Origin of the sequence: Cobetia sp. 10Alg 146 (assembly GCF_029846385.1) — a bacterium.
Lineage (GTDB): Bacteria > Pseudomonadota > Gammaproteobacteria > Pseudomonadales > Halomonadaceae > Cobetia > Cobetia marina.
Genome location: NZ_JARWKT010000005.1, coordinates 118,260 through 136,928, shown reverse-complemented (window position 1 = coordinate 136,928; position 18,669 = coordinate 118,260). Strand labels below are relative to the sequence as shown.

General features: G+C 60.7%; 16 protein-coding genes. 10 read left to right on the top strand and 6 right to left on the bottom strand.

The annotated features are described in order from the left end of the window. Positions 1-8 precede the first annotated feature (8 nt). The 3 genes from QD172_RS10635 to QD172_RS10625 all read left to right on the top strand — a co-directional run bounded on the left by QD172_RS10635 (position 9) and on the right by QD172_RS10625 (position 3,063). Complete coding sequence (locus QD172_RS10635; RefSeq protein WP_077379767.1) at positions 9-845, top strand: CsgG/HfaB family protein; 837 nt, start codon at positions 9-11, stop codon at positions 843-845. A gap of 356 nt (positions 846-1,201) precedes the next feature. Continuing rightward, positions 1,202-1,690, top strand: a complete 489-nt coding sequence (locus tag QD172_RS10630; RefSeq protein ID WP_077379769.1) for a hypothetical protein — start codon at positions 1,202-1,204, stop codon at positions 1,688-1,690. Positions 1,691-1,956: 266 nt separating this feature from the next. After that, complete coding sequence (locus QD172_RS10625; protein WP_084209559.1) at positions 1,957-3,063, top strand: hypothetical protein; 1,107 nt, start codon at positions 1,957-1,959, stop codon at positions 3,061-3,063. A 149-nt stretch (positions 3,064-3,212) separates the two neighbouring features. Here QD172_RS10625 and QD172_RS10620 read toward each other — a convergent pair whose 3' ends face one another. The 6 genes from QD172_RS10620 to QD172_RS10595 form a co-directional block, all read right to left on the bottom strand. Beyond that, positions 3,213-3,623, bottom strand: coding sequence for a hypothetical protein (locus QD172_RS10620; protein ID WP_077379774.1), 411 nt, complete (start codon positions 3,621-3,623; stop codon positions 3,213-3,215). Positions 3,624-3,743: 120 nt separating this feature from the next. Next, positions 3,744-5,321 (bottom strand): bifunctional aminoglycoside phosphotransferase/ATP-binding protein, encoded by a 1,578-nt coding sequence (locus tag QD172_RS10615; RefSeq protein ID WP_240499628.1) that lies wholly within the window; start codon positions 5,319-5,321, stop codon positions 3,744-3,746. A gap of 128 nt (positions 5,322-5,449) precedes the next feature. Next, a complete protein-coding gene (gene hemL, locus QD172_RS10610) occupies positions 5,450-6,742 on the bottom strand; it encodes a glutamate-1-semialdehyde 2,1-aminomutase (RefSeq protein WP_077379776.1) in 1,293 nt (430 codons plus the stop codon). 251 nt (positions 6,743-6,993) lie between these two features. Then, positions 6,994-7,833 carry a hydroxymethylpyrimidine/phosphomethylpyrimidine kinase gene (locus tag QD172_RS10605; RefSeq protein WP_279855733.1) on the bottom strand — a complete coding sequence of 280 codons (840 nt, stop codon included), beginning with the start codon at positions 7,831-7,833 and terminating at the stop codon, positions 6,994-6,996. A 14-nt stretch (positions 7,834-7,847) separates the two neighbouring features. Then, positions 7,848-8,279, bottom strand: a complete 432-nt coding sequence (hemJ, locus tag QD172_RS10600; RefSeq protein ID WP_084209561.1) for a protoporphyrinogen oxidase HemJ — start codon at positions 8,277-8,279, stop codon at positions 7,848-7,850. Positions 8,280-8,468: 189 nt separating this feature from the next. Next, on the bottom strand, positions 8,469-10,220 hold the full coding sequence (locus QD172_RS10595) for a chloride channel protein (RefSeq protein ID WP_103751499.1): 1,752 nt from the start codon (positions 10,218-10,220) through the stop codon (positions 8,469-8,471). 254 nt (positions 10,221-10,474) lie between these two features. Here QD172_RS10595 and argC point away from each other — a divergent pair, with 254 nt between their 5' ends. From argC to rsmG, 7 genes are all read left to right on the top strand, one after another. Next, a complete protein-coding gene (argC, locus tag QD172_RS10590; protein ID WP_077379784.1) occupies positions 10,475-11,518 on the top strand; it encodes an N-acetyl-gamma-glutamyl-phosphate reductase in 1,044 nt (347 codons plus the stop codon). Between the two features lie 146 nt (positions 11,519-11,664). Further along, positions 11,665-12,018, top strand: coding sequence for an iron-sulfur cluster insertion protein ErpA (gene erpA, locus QD172_RS10585; RefSeq protein ID WP_077379786.1), 354 nt, complete (start codon positions 11,665-11,667; stop codon positions 12,016-12,018). 260 nt (positions 12,019-12,278) lie between these two features. Further along, entirely contained in the window at positions 12,279-12,986 is a 708-nt protein-coding gene (locus QD172_RS10580; RefSeq protein ID WP_279855804.1) for a transporter substrate-binding domain-containing protein, read from the top strand. A 157-nt stretch (positions 12,987-13,143) separates the two neighbouring features. After that, entirely contained in the window at positions 13,144-13,815 is a 672-nt protein-coding gene (locus tag QD172_RS10575) for an amino acid ABC transporter permease (RefSeq protein WP_084209562.1), read from the top strand. A gap of 94 nt (positions 13,816-13,909) precedes the next feature. Further along, entirely contained in the window at positions 13,910-14,656 is a 747-nt protein-coding gene (locus QD172_RS10570) for an amino acid ABC transporter ATP-binding protein (protein ID WP_077379793.1), read from the top strand. Between the two features lie 1,389 nt (positions 14,657-16,045). Continuing rightward, positions 16,046-17,968: a tRNA uridine-5-carboxymethylaminomethyl(34) synthesis enzyme MnmG gene (mnmG, locus tag QD172_RS10565; RefSeq protein ID WP_077379795.1), complete on the top strand. Its 1,923-nt coding sequence runs from the start codon at positions 16,046-16,048 to the stop codon at positions 17,966-17,968. Continuing rightward, complete coding sequence (gene rsmG, locus QD172_RS10560; protein WP_279855730.1) at positions 17,965-18,615, top strand: 16S rRNA (guanine(527)-N(7))-methyltransferase RsmG; 651 nt, start codon at positions 17,965-17,967, stop codon at positions 18,613-18,615. The genes mnmG and rsmG overlap by 4 nt, the downstream gene beginning before the upstream one ends. The last annotated feature ends 54 nt before the right edge of the window (positions 18,616-18,669 follow it).

Below are 18,669 nucleotides of genomic sequence, written 5' to 3'. Positions count from 1 at the left end.
TATCGCGAATGAAGAAGATGCTTACCTCGCTGATGGCCGTGACCGGCCTGGCGCTTGCGGGCTGTGCTCCCATGGTGGCGCATACCGAGGGGCTGGCAGGGATGCCCAGCACCTTGATGCCAAGAACCACCACCTACAACGATCTGATCAATCTCCCGCCACCAGCCGGGCGAATTCCCGTCGCCATCTACGATTTCCGGGACCAGACAGGCCAGTACCGACCGGCTCCGGCCAGTACCTTCTCCACGGCAGTGACCCAGGGAGGGGCGGCCATGCTGAGTGCCGCTCTCTCCGACTCCGGCTGGTTCATTCCTCTGGAGCGTGTCGGCCTGCAGAACCTGCTCACGGAACGCAAGATCATCCGGGCCAATCTGGAGAGAACCGGCCAGGGAGATATTGAGGCATTGCAGGCAGCCAACCTGCTTTTCGAAGGCGGCATCATCGCCTTTGATTCCAATGTCAGGACAGGTGGCTCTGGGGCAGAGTACTTCGGTATCGGGGCATCGGGTCAGTATCAGGTCGACCAGGTGACCGTGAATCTGCGCGCAGTGGATATCACCACCGGCCAGGTCATCGCCAACGTCAATACCAGCAAGACGATCTACTCTCGCGAGCTTCGAGCGGGCGTCTATCGCTTCATCGATTTCAGTCGATTGCTGGAAATGGAGACAGGCTATACCAACAATGAGCCAGTCCAGCTAGCCGTGATGTCGGCCATCGAGGCCGCTGTCATTCACCTGATTGCTCAAGGGGTGGAGCGCCAGCTATGGGCCTTGGCAGACCCGGCGGACATGCAGAAGTCGGAACTGATGAGTTATCTCCAGGCGCCCACGCCAATGCTGTAACGCGAGCGAAGACACTCAATATCCGGCTGGCTCTTCTGTAATGAAAGGCACCCTCTATAGGGTGCCTTTTTTATATATCATTGAACATATTGATACGATTGAGAAAAACAACACCTGACATTACATGAGATTAAAGTGAATTTCTTAAGTATTAATGGTCTGAGTCTTCGCGAAGCGAGCCACCTCATCATTCTGTTGGGAATGACACCATTATTACTCACTAACTCCCTCCTCAAGATTGACGATAAAAGACAGTCTCTTCTCACTCTCATAACCCTCAAAACAGCTGATGGCACCAGCTCCTGTAAAGATCAATAGTAAGTCCATCAGTAACGTGATCAAAACAGGTCGATACCATGAGTCTGGATAGCAAGCCGCGACAGAGATTATCTCAGGCAGGATTATTATTCGCAGCTTCCACCTTCAGCTTGCTTGCCATGGCGGGCGACCTGGCGATCCGTTCAGAACTGGAGTCATCCCGCTCCGTCGCCGACATTGCTCAGCATGGCTTCCGCAATGAGGCAACTCTCTCTCAACATGGATTGGCCAACGTCTCGATGATCGCCCAGCAAGGCGTCATGAATACGGCGATCAGTGTGCAGCAGGGAAGCGGAAACAGCGCCTATATCCTGCAAGATGGCACCCTGAATGAGGCAAACATACTCCAGCAAGGCCAGGGTCATGATGCCTTGATCGCGCAACAGGGCATCTCCCAGTCCGCGCTGATTCAGCAGACCGGACTGGGGGGAGGCGCGATGCTGCTTCAACAGGGCAGCAGTCAGGTGCCCGTCAGCATCATCCAGCATGCACGTGGCCGTATGCAGGTCCAGGTCATTCAACAATGAACCTGATTGAGTTCATCACGCTCTCGAGTGCATGCGCTGAAAATGAACAGACGAGAATAAAACGCCGGAAACAAAGGCATCGAATTCAATGGGAATGTCACCTTCAACGCTGGATTGATGACATTACCAACCTCTGATATCACGGCGCTGAAGTACGGCGCCAACCGAGCAGTATCGGCATGATCTCCGTCATGCCATGGGGACGCATCACACGTAATACATAATAAAAAACAGAAGACACCAATATCAATACAAGGGAACTTACCATGAAGATTCAAATCAGCCTTCTCGCTGCTGCCATCGCCATCTCTTCTCACGCCATGGCAGACAACAACACGTCGGATGTCGACCAGACCGGCTTCATGAACAAGGCCAAGGTAGGTCAGACGTCTCGAGATGGCGGCTCGCTCAACAGCTCACATGACAGTGATATTGACCAGACAGGGGCTTTCAACAAGGCCAACACCTATCAGAACGGCGTCAATCATACGATTCGCGTCAATCAGCTGGGGGGTGCCAACAAGGTAAAATCACAGCAGTACAGCAGCACCAATACCGGTATCGTCAATCAGACGGGTGCCTACAATTCCGTTGACCTGAACCAGAAGAGCTACAAGCACCTCACCCGCGTCACCCAGGATGGTTTTGCCAACCACTCTGAATCCTGGCAGGGTGCCAGCGGCTCGCCGGCAGGGCGTGAAAATACTCTGGTCGTGACACAGACAGGGGTATTCAATGATTCCATGGCCACTCAGCAAGGCAGTTATGCGATTGCCCGGGTGTCCCAGACCGGCTACCAGCACGCCTCGGATGTGATGCAGACCGGTGAGTACAACCGTGCACGTGTCACTCAGGAAGGACGCTTCAACAACTCCACGGTTTCACAGACCGGTGAACTGGGCCTTGCCGTCGTGACCCAGACCGGCTCACGTATCGATTCAACCGTCACCCAGGCCGGTGCAAATCAAGTCGCACGAGTCACTCAGGACGGCAGCTCCCATGACTCGCTCGTCAATCAGAGCAATGCGAACAACACTGCGCGGGTGACTCAGTCAGACATGCTGCAGTACTCCGACATCAGCCAGACGGGAAGCGAGAATCTGGCCATCAACAGTCAGAGCGGATATTCCAACTACGCCATCGTCGAGCAAGGTGGTACCAACAGTGACTCTCTGATCACCCAGACTGGCTACAACGATCACGCCCGCGTCCAACAGACTGGCTCTGGCCACAGCTCCGAAGTCCTTCAGCAGGCAGGTGGCATCCTGAGCTTCGTCGCCAACCGTGCTCACGTCGTGCAGTCCGGTGCGATGAACACGGCCAGCGTGACCCAGACCGGCGGTGGCAACGTGGCGAGCGTGATGCAGTACTGATCACGCCCAGCCAAGATGTCTTACAGAACCCCGCGCAAGCGGGGTTTTTCGTCTTTAAGCTCTGGTGATGGCATCAAAGAAAAAGGCCGCCGACACGAATGTCAGCGGCCTTCCAGTATCAGCTGCGAAATGATTATCGCGATGGCGGGTTACTTCTTTTCCAGTGTCACGGACTGTTCCGGGAAAGACTGGCGATAGGTCGAGAGGCTCTCATCCACCATCTTGCGACCCTGGGCGACCTGCTTGTTGCCACTGGTGATACGGCCCTTGCCTTTCTTGATCTGCTTGTTGCCCTTTTCGATCAAGGCCTGGCCCTTGCGAATATTGGCTTCTCCATCATCGACGAGATCTTCACCACTGACGATCTGTTTCTCACCTGCCGCGACCAGTGACTTGCCCTCTTCCCACTGGTCGGCCAGTTGATCGCGCACCTGGGCGACAGCCTTGGCTTCCTCTGCCTGCCCCCGCATCAGATCCGCCGTGGAAGGCTGACTTGAGCAACCGGCGAGCAGTGCAAGGCTGATGGCGACGGCAGCGGTAGGTGCAAGATTATGACGCATGGTATTTCCTTATCTGATGCAGGGTTCTCAAATGCAGATCGGGGATTCGTGCAAGCATTTGCCAAAAATGAAAGGAGCATGACGATCACTCGCCATGCTCCTTTCAGCATGTCGTTGGGCTCAGTGCAGTCTAAGCTGCTCGCGGATCAAGCGTGCCAACGTTACGTTAGCGTTGGGCGCTGTCGTGTCGATATGGATCAGTTGACCATGCTCCTCAGGAGCGAACGGCTCACGATTGGCCAATTGCTTGTCCAGCACCTCAAGCCCCGCCTCGGACGCCTCGCCACTACGCTGACTGCGCTTGACGATGCGCCTGCGCAGCGTCTCCTCATCGGCCTCGAAGCTGATCATCAGCACGGGCAGGCCACGGGCTTCTGCCTCGTGACGCAGACGATCACGCTGTGATTTCTTCAGGCAGGTGGCATCGATGCACACGGGGATTCCCGATTCCAGCAGGGTGGCTGACAGATTCGACAGCCGCTCGTAGGTCGCATGCGTCGCCTGCGGCGTATAGATGCCACCATTGAGACCCGAGCCGGTGTCGGCATCCGCGGCAAAGCCATACAGACGCTTGCGCTCGACATCGCTGCGGATGCGCACACCCCCCAGCTCACGCACCATTTCTTCGGTGAAGCGACTCTTGCCGCTACCGGAGACCCCCACGCCGATGATCATGTACGGGAAGCGGATCTCGCTGTAGCGCTCCGCCAGCTCGATATAGCGCTCATACTCCGCCATCACGTCGAGACGATCCGCGTCACTCAACTCCGGCTGGTGATAGCGAATCATCGCGACCTTGGCCCGAATCAGCGCGCGATAGATCTTGTAGTACGGCAGCAGACGCACCAGCGAGTAATCACCCGAAAGCTCCAGGTAACGATTCAGGGCGTGATGGGCGAAGGCCGGCTCATCGCGGGCTTCCAGATCCATCACCAGGAAGGCCAGATCACAGCCGACATCGTTCCAGCGCAGCTCTTCATTGAACTCGATACCATCAAAGAGCAAGGCTCGGCCTTCGTGACGTACGGCGTTGCCCAGATGGATGTCGCCATGGGTCTCGCGCACGAAGCCTTCCTGCCAACGACGCTCGAATTCCGGTTGGAGACGCTGGAAGGTCTCTTCCGTCCACTCCTGCAACAGCGCCAGACGCTTGAGCGCAGCCTCCTCTTCGAGGCGCGGGCGAATCAACGTGAACTCATTGTCGATGGTACGGCTGACCATCTGCGGGCTGCCAAGATCACTGTCACCCTGGATGCGTTCAGCCTGCTCGTGGAAGGCCACCAGCTGATCGACCAGGTCGTCCAGCAGCTCCAGCGACAGCTCACCGCTGGCCTGCAAGGCGCTGAACAGGTGCCGGTTGGAGAACTGACGCATCTTCACCGCATACTCGAAGACGGCACTCTCATCATTGATGCGTGGCGCCTCCGGCGTACCGGAAATCGGCACGGTATCCAGATAGAGCGTCGGTGCCAGACGGCGGTTGAGGCGCACCTCCTGTTCACACAGGTGCTTGCGACGCTCCAGCGTGGAGAAATCCAGGAAGCTGCCGAAATCCAGCGGCTTCTTGATCTTGTAGGCGTAGTCGCCGGTCAGCACGATCCACGAGATGTGCGTCTCGTGCACTTCGATATCCTTCACGGGGTGATCGAAGCAATCGGCGGTGTGAAGGGCTCGAATCAGGGCCTGGCTCAAGGTCATCTCCGCTAAGGCAAGCTGGCTATAGGGTCATTAGCGCAATCGCTATCGTTGGCGGCAAGTGTACCGGATGGCAGCCCGCCCGGCAGCCTGCCGAGCGGGTCGATACCGGCTTCTACCGTCTGACCGACTCAGGCCGAGGCTGCCATCTGCGCAAAGACGCGCTCGGCAGCCTCCAGAGTGGCCTGGATATCCTCGTCGCTGTGGGCGGCGGACATGAAACCTGCCTCATAGGCTGACGGCGCCAGATAGACTCCCTCTGCCAGCATGCCGTTGAAGAAGGTCGCGAAGTCCTCCTGGCGGCAACGCGTGGCAGACTGGAAATCGGTGACCGCAGACTGATCCGTGAAGAACAGTCCGAACATGCCACCTGCCCGCTGGGTGATCGCGGCGATGCCGGCGGCCTTGGCACGACTCTCAAGGCCGTCACACAGCATCTCGACCTTGCGGGTCAGCTCGGCATGGAAGCCCGGTGCCTGGAGCTTGCGCAGCAGCGCGACCCCGGCAGCCATCGCCAGCGGATTGCCGGCCAGGGTGCCCGCCTGGTAGACGGGGCCCAGCGGCGAGAGATGATGCATGATCTCGCGCTTGCCACCGAAGGCGCCCACCGGCATGCCGCCGCCGACGATCTTGCCCAGGCAGGTCAGGTCCGGCGTGATGTTGTAATGCGCCTGAGCGCCACCCAGCGCGACACGGAAGCCCGTCATCACCTCATCGAGGATCAGCACGCTGCCATGGGCATCACACACTTCACGCAGGCTCTCCAGGAAGCCCGGCACCGGCGGAATGCAATTCATGTTGCCGGCCACCGGCTCGACGATGATGCAGGCGATCTGATCACCCAGCTCGGCGAAGCAACGGCGCACACCTTCGGCGTCGTTGTAGTCCAGCGTGATGGTGTGCTCGGCGAGCGAGGCCGGCACGCCCGGGGAGCTGGGCTCGCCATGGGTCAAGGCGCCGGAGCCGGCCTTGACCAGCAGCGAGTCCGAGTGGCCATGGTAGTTGCCTTCGAACTTGACGATCTTGTCGCGACCGGTGAAACCACGCGCCAGGCGGATCGCCGACATGGTGGCTTCGGTGCCGGAGTTGGTCATGCGCACCATGTCGAGACTTGGCAGCATCTCGCAGATCAGCTCGGCCATCTCGGATTCGATCTCGGTGGGCGCACCGAAGGACAGACCGCTCTCGAGTCGCTCACGCACGGCGTTGAGCACGTCTTCATCGGCATGGCCGGTGATCATCGGTCCCCAGGAACCGACGTAATCGATATAGCGCTTGTCTTCGACATCGAAGAGATAGGCGGCCTTGGCATGATCGATGAACACCGGCGGACGATGCAGTCCCTTGAAGGCGCGAACCGGCGAATTGACGCCACCGGGAATGTGACGGCTGGCGCGTTCGAACTGGGCAGCGGACGTGGTCATGACATACCTCTTGAGGGACACGGTGCGGCACGACGGCCGCGAAAAATGGGAAAGAGTCGTTGATGACTCAAGACGGTGTGGATAAACGAGACATCGCGTTATCCACAACTGCCGAGGATGGGAGCACCCAGCCGCGAGACATCAGCCGTTGTGGATAACCTGATGCGCTTGATGGCGACAGCTTAACGCGACTCACGGGCAGGATGCAGCCGCGGCAGTGCCTGGAAGCCGGCATGAAAGAAGCAGGACCGCTAGCGCCAGGGCAGCTGCTGGGCTTCGGGCGCAAGGCCTTTGAGCTCGCGCTCCCGGCCAGCGACCAGACTCTGCCAGGTCGCCTGCTGTGCCGCACGCCATGCCGGTTCCAGCGACATGCCACGAGCCAGGCGCACGGCCAGATGCGAGGCGAGAGTGCAGCCACTGCCATGGAAGCTGCCCGGCAGCCGCGGACAGTCCAGAGACAGCCTGCGATGCTTGCGACGATAGAGACGATGGGTGACGGATGGCTCAGAGAGCGAGGCGTCATCATGATCCAGGGGGTCAGTCCCGGTGACCAGCACGGCGCCTGCACCTTCCATCAGCAAGCGCTCGGCGAGCTCATTCTCGCCGGCACCCGCAGGACAGGCTGCCAGACGCGCAAGCTCGCCACGATTGGGCGTGATGACATCCACCCGCGCCAGCAGCATCTCGCGCGCCTGCTGGATCAGCGCTTCACTGGAGAGCTCATGGCCTCCGCCGGCCTTGAGCACCGGGTCCCATACCATCGGAAGCCCGGGCCAGCGCTGGCGAAGTTCATCGATCAGCGTGACCGTCGCCATCAGCGCTTCGTGACTGGCGAGAAGCCCGATCTTGAGCGCCCGAGGCCGAAAATCATCGAGCAGGGCATGCGCCATCGCCAGAATCGACTCGCCTGACTGCGCCATCACTGCCTGGACATTGCTGGAATTCTGTACCGTCAGCGCCGTCGGCACCGTCAGCGCCCAGCCACCACCGGCCCGAATCGCCTCACTGTCGGCGATCAGACCCGCGCCGCCGCTGGGGTCATGTCCCGCCAGCACCAGAACACAGGGCAGTCTTGCTGGGCACTCAGTCATGGCAGCGCTGGCTCTCAGAACGGTTTGACGATGACGCAGATGACGATCACCACCAGCATCAGTACCGGTACTTCATTGAAGAAGCGGAAGTAGCGTGAGGTTCGCTTGCAGGTATCGGCAGCGAACTGCTTCAGGTACAGCCCACAGGCATGGTGATAGCCGACCAGCAGCACGACCATGGCCAGCTTGAGGTGCATCCAGCCCATGCTCATGAAGCTCGGCACCAGTGCCAGCAGCCAGATGCCCAGCACCAGGGTCGCGATCATCGACGGCATCATGATGCCGCGGTAGAGCTTGCGCTCCATGGTCTTGAAGTACTCGATGGCCTTGATGTCGCCGGCATCACGCGCCTGGGCGTGATAGACGTAAAGACGCGGAAGATAGAACAGGGCGGCAAACCAGCACACCACGGCAATCAGATGGAACGCCTTGATCCACAGATACATGGGGAAACTCCGTCAGTCAGGGGCGGAAGATACAAGGAAAGGGGCAGTGTCACTCATCTCGACAGGCCGACAAGGTGCCATGTTCGCAGCGCCGGGCACATGCGGTATCCGGTCACATCCCGAAGCCCTGCCGGGTGTCGAGCGCCGATACCGACGACCTGAACCACGCTCGGGTCGAGATCGCCCCTTTCACGGCTTGTATCGATAGTAGCTCTCTATTGCATCACGCGTGATGATACCTGAAATCTTGCGAATCATCGGGGCCGTGGTGTGCTCCACATAGAGCGCATCGACATTGCTCGGCAGCAGCCGCTCATAGGCTTCCGACAGCGTTGCCTGCAGATGGATCGGGGCGAGATCCAGACGCTGAGCGGGGATCTCGAGCAGGTCGAGCGCTTCCTGCTCTCGCCAGTGCTCATCCATCAGCACACGCACCAGATCCGCCGCCGGCAGCGCCACCATCGGCTTTTCCGGCGTCGAGCGCGTGACCACCAGCCAGACAGGCTTGCTCTCGAGCAGGGCGCGGGCACGCTCACGAGTGATGCGCCGCGGCACGCTGACCACGGAGCGCTCCATCACCGCCGGCACCGCGACTCGGGAAAGCGCCTGCATCAAGGGTTGCTGAAGCGGGTGCAAGCCCTGCGCCGTCAGCGTCGAGATGAAGAATCCCTGGCAATGGCACAGCTGGCGGCAGGTCAGCCCCGCCACTACCACGGCCAGCATGCCGGGCAGGATGATATTGGGAGAATGCGTCAGTTCGAGCAGTGCCATCAGCGCCGCCAGCGGAGCCTGAAGCACTGCCCCCATCATCGCCGCCATGCCGAGCAGGGCGTAGAGCGCGATGTCCGAGGCCTGGTCCGGCAAGATCCAGCCGCCCAGCATGCCCATCAGGGCACCCGCGGCAGCACCGGCCACCACGACGGGGCCGATGATGCCGATGGGCACTCCACAGGCGACGCATATCGCCGACAGCATCAGCTTGCCGATGACCAGCGCCAGCAGCACATCCAGCGCCAGCTGACCGTCGAGCAGCTGGGCGAGGCTGTCATAGCCGATTCCCTGCACCTGCGGGTACCACCAGGCCACGGCGGCCGTCGAGAGCCCCACCAGTGCCATCCGTCCTGACCATGTCAGACGCGCGGCACGCTCCTGCTGCCGGGCCAGGTGCACGAACCCTCCCGCCAGCAGCCCGATCACCAGTGCCGTGATCACGACCCAGGGGAGATCCAGCAGCGAGTGCAATAGCAGAGAAGGCACCGCAAACGCCGGTTCGGCGCCATAGACGAGCTGCGAGACGACCGCACCCGCGGTCGAAGCCAGAATCACCGGCATGAAGCCTGTCAGGGTGTACTCCATCATCACCACTTCCATGGCGAAGATGACACCGGCGATCGGCGTATTGAAGGAGGCGGAAATGCCCGCTGCCGTGCCACAGGCAACCAGCACTCGCAGACTGTTGTTGGGCAGCTTGAGACGCTCTCCGACCCAGCTGGAAGCGCCAGCCCCGAGGTGGATGGCCGGTCCTTCACGTCCGGCGGACAGGCCACCCAGCACGCTCACGACCCCGACCACGATCTGGTTGAGCCAGGCACGCAGCGGCATCTTGCCCTGATGGTAGGTCAGGCGTTCGATGACATGACCGATGCCAAGCTTGCGCTGAGCAGGATGCTGACGACCGAGCACGATGCCGATCACCAGCACGGCCAGCAAGGGCAATGACGCGCGCACCCAGGGCGCCAGGCCCTCGAAGTTTTCCGGGCTGTCATCCGGCATGAAGCCGAGTGCCCCCGCGCTCAGCAACAGTCGGAAACCGACCATCAACGAGCCGGTCAGCAGGCCAGCGATCAGTCCCAGCAGACACAGCTGGGGAAGGGCATCGACCGCCGCCAGCTTGCGCCGGAAATTGTCGAGACTGGGACGAGGCAGATGCGGGCGCGACAGGCGTGACACTCACGACTCCTTGAAAGGCACTGACGATGACGATGAACATCCATGTCGGCAGCACATTACTGCCCGCCTGACACCTGTGTATCATATCGATTGCGCACCGTCGCGACCGTGCACAATCCGACAACCTCGGCACAGCATGGCGCAACGCCTGTCTCGCGCACAGGCCGCAAAAGGTCGCATCAGCAAGCCGGACACACGAGTCACATTCGTATCAACAGGACACCGCTCGAAAGCGGGGAGGCAGCATGATCAAGGTAGGTATCGTCGGCGGCACCGGTTACACCGGAGTGGAGCTCCTCAGGTTGCTGGCCAGCCACCCGCAGGTGGAAGTGACCGTGATCACCTCACGCAGCGAGAAGGGCGTGCGTGTCGACGAGATGTACCCCAATCTGCGCGGCCACTACGACACCCTCGCGTTCAGCGAGCCGGATGCCGAGGTGCTGGCAGCCTGTGACGCCGTGTTCTTCGCCACGCCGCATGGCGTCGCTCATGCGCTGGCCGGCGACCTTCTGGCCCGTGGCACCCGCGTGATCGACCTGTCCGCAGACTTCCGCATCAAGGACGCCGACGTCTGGGCCGAATGGTATGGCCAGCCGCATGGTGCACCGGAACTGCTCGGCGAAGCCGTCTACGGCCTGCCGGAAGTCAATCGCGACGCCATCCGTGAAGCCCGTCTGATCGCGGTGCCGGGCTGCTACCCGACCTCCGTGCAACTGGGGCTCATTCCGCTGCTGGAAGCCGGCCTGATCGAGACCGACAACATCATCGCCGACTGCAAGTCCGCCGTTTCCGGGGCCGGTCGCGGTGCCAAGGTTGGCTCGCTGCTGTGTGAAGCCGGCGAGTCCATGAAGGCCTACGGCGCCTCCGGTCACCGTCACCTGCCGGAAATCACCCAGGGGCTGGACATGGCAGCAGGCAGCGCGGTCGGCCTCACCTTCGTCCCGCACCTGACGCCGATGATCCGTGGCATCCACTCCACTCTCTATCCGCGCCTGAGCGGCTTCAGCGGTACGCTGGAAGATCTGCAGGCGCTGTTCGAGCAGCGTTACGCCGATCACCCCGCCGTCGATGTCATGCCGCTGGGCAGCCATCCGGAGACCCGCAGCGTGCGTGGCACCAACCTGTGCCGCATCGCCCTGCATCGTCCGGGCAATGGCGACACCCTGGTCGTGCTGTCGGTGATCGACAATCTGGTCAAGGGCGCATCAGGTCAGGCCATCCAGAACCTCAACCTGATGTTCGGCCTGGATGAGATGACCGGCATCGGGGCGCCGGCGATGATGCCCTGAGCCGCCAGCGTCGCCAGCAAGGCAGCACGTCAGACAAAGTTGACCCTTTTGCTCGGATATAGGGATAATAGGCAGCATTCCGTTCTCTATACCGTGCCGGGCGCTGTTTTCAGCGCCCGGCCTCCGACTCCTTCGAGGAGGCCCGCATGAGCGAAGCACAAAGCTTCATCCCCACGCCGCTGTATCTATCCGAGAGCGCCAAGGCCCGGATCGCTGCGCTGCGCGCGGAAGAAGCCAACCCGGAGCTGCGTCTCAGGGTCTACGTCACTGGCGGTGGTTGTTCCGGCTTCCAGTACGGTTTCGATATCGCCACCGACATGGCTGAGGACGACACCGTGGTCGAGCTGGGCGAAGCCGCGGTCGTGATCGACCCGCTGTCCTACCAGTATCTGGTCGGCTCGACGATCGACTACGAGGAAGGTCTGGCCGGGGCGCGTTTCCTGATCCAGAACCCGAATGCCACCAGCACCTGTGGCTGTGGTTCGTCCTTCATGGTCTGACGGCGCAGCATGACATCCGGCGCGATGCCGCCACCTGATCGCCCCCTATCGGTTTCCGATAGGGGGCGATTTTTTTTCGCCATCTCAGCAGGTTGCGAATGCCAACCCGCCGCATGGCGGCGCTCGCAGACTTGACGGGATCTTGTGCTCTCGTCACTCTGAAAACGCACTACATCCTAAAATCTAAATATAAAGAGGCATGTAAAATGCGTAGATCCCACCTGCTGGCCTCGCTGTCCGGTCTCGCGGCCGCCACCCTGATGGCCAGTGCCGCCCATGCCGTCACCCTCAAGGCCGCGACTGACCCGAGCTTCGTGCCTTTCGAGATGCTCGATCAGGAAAGCGGCAAGATGGTCGGCTTCGATATCGACATCCTCAACGCCATCGGTGAGCGCGCCGGTTTCGATATCGATCTCAAGACCATGGACTTCAATGGCATCATCCCGGCCGTACAGACCGGCAGCGTCGATGTCGCCATCGCCGGCATCACCATCACCGAGGCCCGCGAGAAGATCGTCGACTTCACCGACCCCTATTACGACTCCGGCCTGCGGATCCTGACCGCGGCCAACAATGGCGACATCGAGGGCATCGAGGGGCTGGAAGGCAAGAAGATCGGCACCAAGATCGGCTCCACCAGCTATGACTATCTCACCGTCAATCTGGAAGACTCCACCATCACGCCCTATCCCGGCAGCGCCGACATGTACATGGCACTGATGTCCGGCAGCGTCGATGCCGTCTTCTATGACGCTCCCAATGTCGGCTACTTCGCCAAGACCAAGGGCAACGGTCGCGTGAAGACAGTGGGCCCGCTCTATGAAGGTCAGCAGTACGGCATCGCCTTCACCGAGGGCAGTGAGTGGACCGACGCCGCCAACAAGGCACTGGCCGAGATGAAGTCCGATGGCAGCTACGCCGAGATCTATCAGAAGTGGTTCGGCGCCCTGCCGAGCGACAGCGAATAACGCCATCCTCGCCAGAGTTCTCTGACGCCTTCTTCACCACGAACCATGATTTCTGCCATCCGGACGCCACGGCATGCCAATGGCCGTGGCGTCTGTCCTGACGAGCTCCCCCTCACCATGTCCTGAGGCGCGAGATGATGGTGCCAAGGAGCCCCACGTGGACGTTCAATTCCAGTTTGACTGGCAGGCGGCGATTTCCTCCGTGCCGTACCTGCTCGAGGGGATCCCCTGGACCCTCGCCATTTCCTTCGGTGGCCTGGCCATCGGCTTCATGCTCGGCATCCTGTTCGGCCTGCTGAGCCTCTCCCCCAGCCGGATACTGCGCTGGGTCGCCACCGCCTACATCGAGATCTTCCGCGGCACGCCCGTGCTGGTGCAGGTCCTGTTCATCTTCTATGGTCTGCCGCAGATCATCGGGGGGCCCATCGATGCCCTGACCGCCGGTATCGCTGCCATCGCCCTCAATTCCGCGGCCTATATCTCCGAGATCGTGCGTGGTGGCGTGCAGTCCATCGCGCGCGGGCAACGCGAGGCCGGACTGTCACTGGGCCTTTCCACCCCCCAGACCTTCCGCTACATCATCTGGCCGCAGGCACTGCGTCGCATGATCCCGGCGCTCGGCAATCAGGGGATCGTGTCCATCAAGGACACCTCGCTGTTCTCGGTGATCGGTGTCGGTGAGCTGGTCCGTCAGGGCCAGATCTACATTGCCACCACCTTCAACGCGCTGGAAACCTACTTCATGGTCGCCATGCTCTACCTCGTCATCACGCTGAGCCTGTCCTTCGGGCTACGGATGCTGGAGCGTCGCGGACTGGTGGGCCAATGATCTCTACCGTGCTTTCCCACCAGGCGACAACCGCGCTGACACCCTCTTCCTCTTTCCCGATCAGCCAGCCCTTCGCGCCGGCCAGGAGCGCCTGATGACCGCCATCGTGAACATGCAAAAGATCAACAAGCACTTCGGCAGCCTGCATGTGCTCAAGGACATCGATCTCGAGGTCGCCCAGGGGGAAGTGGTGGTGATCATCGGCGCCAGTGGTTCCGGCAAGTCGACGCTGATCCGCTGCGTTAATGGCCTCGAGGAGTTCCAGGGCGGCAGCATCGAAGTGGACGGACAGTCCTTGATCCCCCACGGCAAGAGCCACCGAGCGCTGAAGACGATTCGCACCGAAGTCGGCATGGTCTTCCAGCAGTTCAATCTCTTTCCGCACATGAAGGTACGTGACAACGTCAGCCTGGCCCCCATCAAGGTGCGCGGCAGTGACCGGGCGACCGCCGAGCGACAGGCCGACACGCTGCTCGAGCGGGTCAATATTCTCGAGCAGGCCGACAAGTACCCCGGCCAGCTGTCAGGCGGCCAGCAGCAACGCGTCGCCATCGCCCGCTCACTGGCGATGGAACCCCGCTTGATGCTGTTCGATGAGCCCACCTCCGCACTGGACCCCGAGATGATCGGGGAGGTGCTGGACGTGATGCGTGAGCTGGCACGCGACGGCATGACGATGATGATCGTCACGCATGAGATGAGCTTCGCGCGTGAAGTCGCGGATCGCGTCGTCTTCGTCCACCAGGGCAGCATCGTCGAGGAAGGCACTCCGAGCGAGGTCTTCGACACCCCTCGTCATCCGCGCACCCAGAGCTTCCTGGCACGCGTCCTCAAGCACTGACTCCCCCGCTACCACCTCTTGAGAGAGGCCAAGCCCCGACCGTCAGGTCGGGGCTTTTTTTTGCCCGAATGCCACGCAGTGAAGAGGCAATTCCTGGCCAATCCAGAGCATCACCTGGCAATAGACGTGTCTGTTGTGGCCCGAATGACGGGAATTCTGGCATTCGAAATGAAGTTTTTCGATCTCGACTGACGATTTCGCGCTTTTTTCATGCAATGAAATCAGATGATTCGCCCCGCCCTGGCTGCCTCTCACGTCACGCCCCCAGCCTCGCTGAGGCTCTCGATTCACTTCATCAGTCGCCGAAGGGCCGGTCTTTGACACCGCATGTCCTGACGCGAAAGGCGCTCGAAACATCACCTGCAAGGGGCCGTGGCTGGTGATAACACACGCCTGATGTCAGCCCATGAGTCGTCTGGCCGGCCAGGCACCGGTATGCAAGCCTCAATCACGCCAACAACTATCCACAGCAGTATCATCGTATCTCTCAGGGCACCACTGCTGGGCAGCGTAGCCATCCACTCACGGCTTATCCCCGTACTATCTACAGAGTTGGCGTGTCGAGGTGAAGACGATTTGCCTCTGTGGACATTTTGCGGCATCATCCGCGGCCTTCTGTACGTTAGCCCTTGCAGCACTAGGGGTTGTGGGTAAACTGGCCACTTGTGCACAGCAGGGCAGAAAAGTCCGGTACCAGCACGGTATGAAAACGAGGATAACTGGGCTTGTGGACAAGGCGGTGTTTCATCCACAGGAAGCCACCGGTGGCGTCCTCAGGTAGCACGCATTTTCTCCCCAACTATATCAACATCGTAAGATACTGATTTTTAAGAGATAAAGTCGATTTCCCACTGATTTTGTCCACAACAGTAGTTACAACATCAACAGAACCCCTTTTTCTTTTCTTTATATAATCTTGTTATCCGGAAACCCGAAGGACGTTCGGACACCCCGAAAGACCGGGTTCGAGGAAGCTCACTTTCCAAGGTGTTCGGGATAACGAACGGCAAGACGATCCGACCCAGTCCTCGGGAAAATCCCCTACGCCACACACACTCGACACGGGCTCGACTCACTGTCGTGATTGATGCCCTGAGAGAAACATCCGCGAGTCCACTGCATGGCACGTCCTGCCATGGCACTGTGGAAAACTCCTGACGCTTACCCACAGGCGGTTTATACTGTGCGGCCCGAACGTCATTCGATTGGCTTGCAGGCTCCCCATCGGGTCGAGCTCATGCCGTCTGCGGCGCCTTGTCTTCGCCATGACGTTCGTCAGTCCCGGATTCATCCAGACATCGAGTCATCGTCGTGTCTGGCCGATTTGCCTGATTCGCCACCATGCGAACAGCGCTTCATCCAAGTTTCGTGATACCCCGAGGTGCCAACGTGGATTACCCGAACCGCTTTGACGTGATCGTCATCGGCGGCGGTCATGCCGGTACGGAAGCCGCACTGGCGGCTGCCCGCATGGGCCGTCAGACCCTGCTGCTGACCCATAACATCGAGACCCTGGGGCAGATGTCCTGCAATCCCGCCATCGGTGGGATCGGCAAGAGCCATCTGGTCAAGGAGATCGATGCGCTGGGCGGTGCCATGGGCCTGGCAACCGACATGGCGGGTATCCAGTTCCGCACGCTGAATGCCCGCAAGGGCCCGGCGGTACGTGCCACTCGAGCACAGGCCGACCGGGCGCTGTACAAGGCGGCGATTCGCAACGTGCTGGAGAACCAGCCGAACCTGACGCTGTTCCAGCAGGGTGCGGAAGACCTGATCGTCGAAGGCGAGACCGTACGGGGTGTCGTCACCCAGACCGGCATCCGTTTCCACGCCACCACGGTGGTGCTGGCGACCGGGACCTTCCTCGGTGGCGTGATTCATATCGGCCTGGATCACCATGCCGGTGGACGTGCCGGGGATCCGCCCGCCAACGGCCTGGCGTCACGTCTGCGCGAGCTGCCATTCCGGGTTGATCGGCTCAAGACCGGTACCCCGCCGCGCATCGATGCCAAGAGCGTCGATTTCAGCAAGATGGAAGCTCAGCCGGGTGACGCACCGCGCCCGGTGATGTCCTACATGGGCAGTCGGGAAATGCATCCGGAGCAGGTCAACTGCTTCATCACGCATACCAACGAGCGCACTCACGAGATCATCTTCGCCAATCTCGATCGCTCGCCGATGTACTCCGGCGTCATCGATGGCATCGGGCCGCGTTACTGCCCGTCCATCGAGGACAAGGTGCATCGCTTCGCCGACAAGAACAGCCACCAGGTCTTCATCGAGCCGGAAGGCCTGAATACCCATGAGCTGTACCCCAATGGCATCTCCACCTCGCTGCCCTTCGATACGCAGCTCGAGGTGGTACGCTCGATTCGTGGCATGGAAAACGCGCACATCACGCGTCCCGGCTACGCCATCGAGTACGACTTCTTCAATCCCCAGGACCTGCATCACTCCCTGGAGACGCGTTTCATCAAGAATCTGTACTTCGCCGGTCAGATCAACGGCACCACCGGCTATGAAGAAGCCGGTGCCCAGGGCCTGCTGGCAGGCGTCAACGCCGCCTTGCGCGCCACTGACGACGAGGCCTGGCATCCGCTGCGCGACGAGGCCTACACCGGCGTGATGGTCGATGACCTGATCACCCTCGGCACTCGCGAGCCGTATCGCATGTTCACCTCACGTGCCGAATATCGTCTGCTGCTGCGCGAGGACAATGCGGATCTGCGTCTGACTGCCAAGGGCCGCGAACTCGGCTTGATCGATGACGCGCGCTGGGCGGCGTTCGAGCAGAAGCGCGAAGCGATCGAGCGCGAGACCGCTCGTCTGCAAAGCACCTGGCTGACGCCGAAGAGCCCGGAGCTGGCCCCGCTGAGCGATAAGCTCAGCTCACCGCTCAAGCGTGAAGCCAGCCTGATGGAGCTGCTCAAGCGTCCGGAGCTCGAGTATCCGGATGTGGCAGGCCTGAAAGGGGAAGGAGTCGACGACTGGCGCATCGCCGAGCAGGTGCAGATCACCGCCAAGTACGCGGGCTACATCCAGCGTCAGCAGGAAGAGATCGACCGCCTGCGTCGTCATGAGCACACCGAATTGCCGGCCAGTCTCGATTACGACTCCGTCGATGGCCTGTCCAACGAGATCAAGCAGAAGCTCAATGAAGCGCGCCCGGCGACGCTTGCCCAGGCAGGCCGCATTTCCGGTGTCACGCCAGCAGCGGTTTCCATCCTGTTGATTCACTTGAAGAAACGGCAGTTGATCAAGGCGGAGACTCCAGCAGATACCGATACGGCTGACACGGGAGTCGCGCAATGAGTCAGACGCTCAACGAGACGCAGCGTGCGTGTTGCGCCCAGTTGCTCAGTCGCGGTGCCAGCGCCATGGGAGTGGCGCTGAGTGATGAGCAGCATGCGCAGCTGATGACGCTGCTGGTGCTGTTGCACAAGTGGAATCGCGCCTATAACCTCACCGCGGTACGTGAGCCGGAGGCGATGGTGACGCGCCATCTGCTGGATAGCCTCAGCGTGCTGCCCCACATCAGCGGGCCACGCCTGCTGGACGTCGGTGCCGGCCCGGGCCTGCCGAGTCTCGTGATCGCGATCATGCGTCCCGACATCGCTGTCGTACCGCTGGATTCGAATGGCAAGAAGGTGCGTTTCCAGATTCAGGCCGGCCACGAGCTGGGCCTGAACAACCTGAGCCCGACTCAGGTGCGTATCGAAGCCTATGATGGCGCGCCCTTCGAGCAGATTATCTCGCGGGCCTTCGCCGATACCGACGCCTTCGTCAATCTGTCAGGCGCCGTACTGGCAGAAGGCGGCGAATGGCTGGCGATGAAAGGTCGCATCCCCAATGACGAGATCGCACGGTTGCCGGCGGGTGTCTCGCTGGTCGAGACGCTCAGACTGTGTGTCCCGGGAGAAGAAGGTGAACGTCACCTTCTGCGCTTGAAACGCGACTGACCGCTCGTCTCGCGGCGCGTGCAGGGATTGTGCCGGGCGCAAAAGGCAGGCAGC

Excerpts from the sequence above, each read along its gene's own strand:
- QD172_RS10625 (WP_084209559.1), top strand. The coding sequence starts at position 1,957 with ATGAAGATTCAAATCAGCCTTCTCGCTGCTGCCATCGCCATCTCTTCT.
- erpA (WP_077379786.1), top strand. The coding sequence starts at position 11,665 with ATGAGCGAAGCACAAAGCTTCATCCCCACGCCGCTGTATCTATCCGAG.
- rsmG (WP_279855730.1), top strand. The coding sequence starts at position 17,965 with ATGAGTCAGACGCTCAACGAGACGCAGCGTGCGTGTTGCGCCCAGTTG.
- hemJ (WP_084209561.1), bottom strand. The coding sequence starts at position 8,279 with ATGTATCTGTGGATCAAGGCGTTCCATCTGATTGCCGTGGTGTGCTGG.
- QD172_RS10620 (WP_077379774.1), bottom strand. The coding sequence starts at position 3,623 with ATGCGTCATAATCTTGCACCTACCGCTGCCGTCGCCATCAGCCTTGCA.
- QD172_RS10605 (WP_279855733.1), bottom strand. The coding sequence starts at position 7,833 with ATGACTGAGTGCCCAGCAAGACTGCCCTGTGTTCTGGTGCTGGCGGGA.
- QD172_RS10630 (WP_077379769.1), top strand. The coding sequence starts at position 1,202 with ATGAGTCTGGATAGCAAGCCGCGACAGAGATTATCTCAGGCAGGATTA.
- QD172_RS10635 (WP_077379767.1), top strand. The coding sequence starts at position 9 with ATGAAGAAGATGCTTACCTCGCTGATGGCCGTGACCGGCCTGGCGCTT.
- QD172_RS10570 (WP_077379793.1), top strand. The coding sequence starts at position 13,910 with ATGACCGCCATCGTGAACATGCAAAAGATCAACAAGCACTTCGGCAGC.
- QD172_RS10580 (WP_279855804.1), top strand. The coding sequence starts at position 12,279 with ATGGCCAGTGCCGCCCATGCCGTCACCCTCAAGGCCGCGACTGACCCG.
- argC (WP_077379784.1), top strand. The coding sequence starts at position 10,475 with ATGATCAAGGTAGGTATCGTCGGCGGCACCGGTTACACCGGAGTGGAG.
- QD172_RS10615 (WP_240499628.1), bottom strand. The coding sequence starts at position 5,321 with ATGACCTTGAGCCAGGCCCTGATTCGAGCCCTTCACACCGCCGATTGC.
- hemL (WP_077379776.1), bottom strand. The coding sequence starts at position 6,742 with ATGACCACGTCCGCTGCCCAGTTCGAACGCGCCAGCCGTCACATTCCC.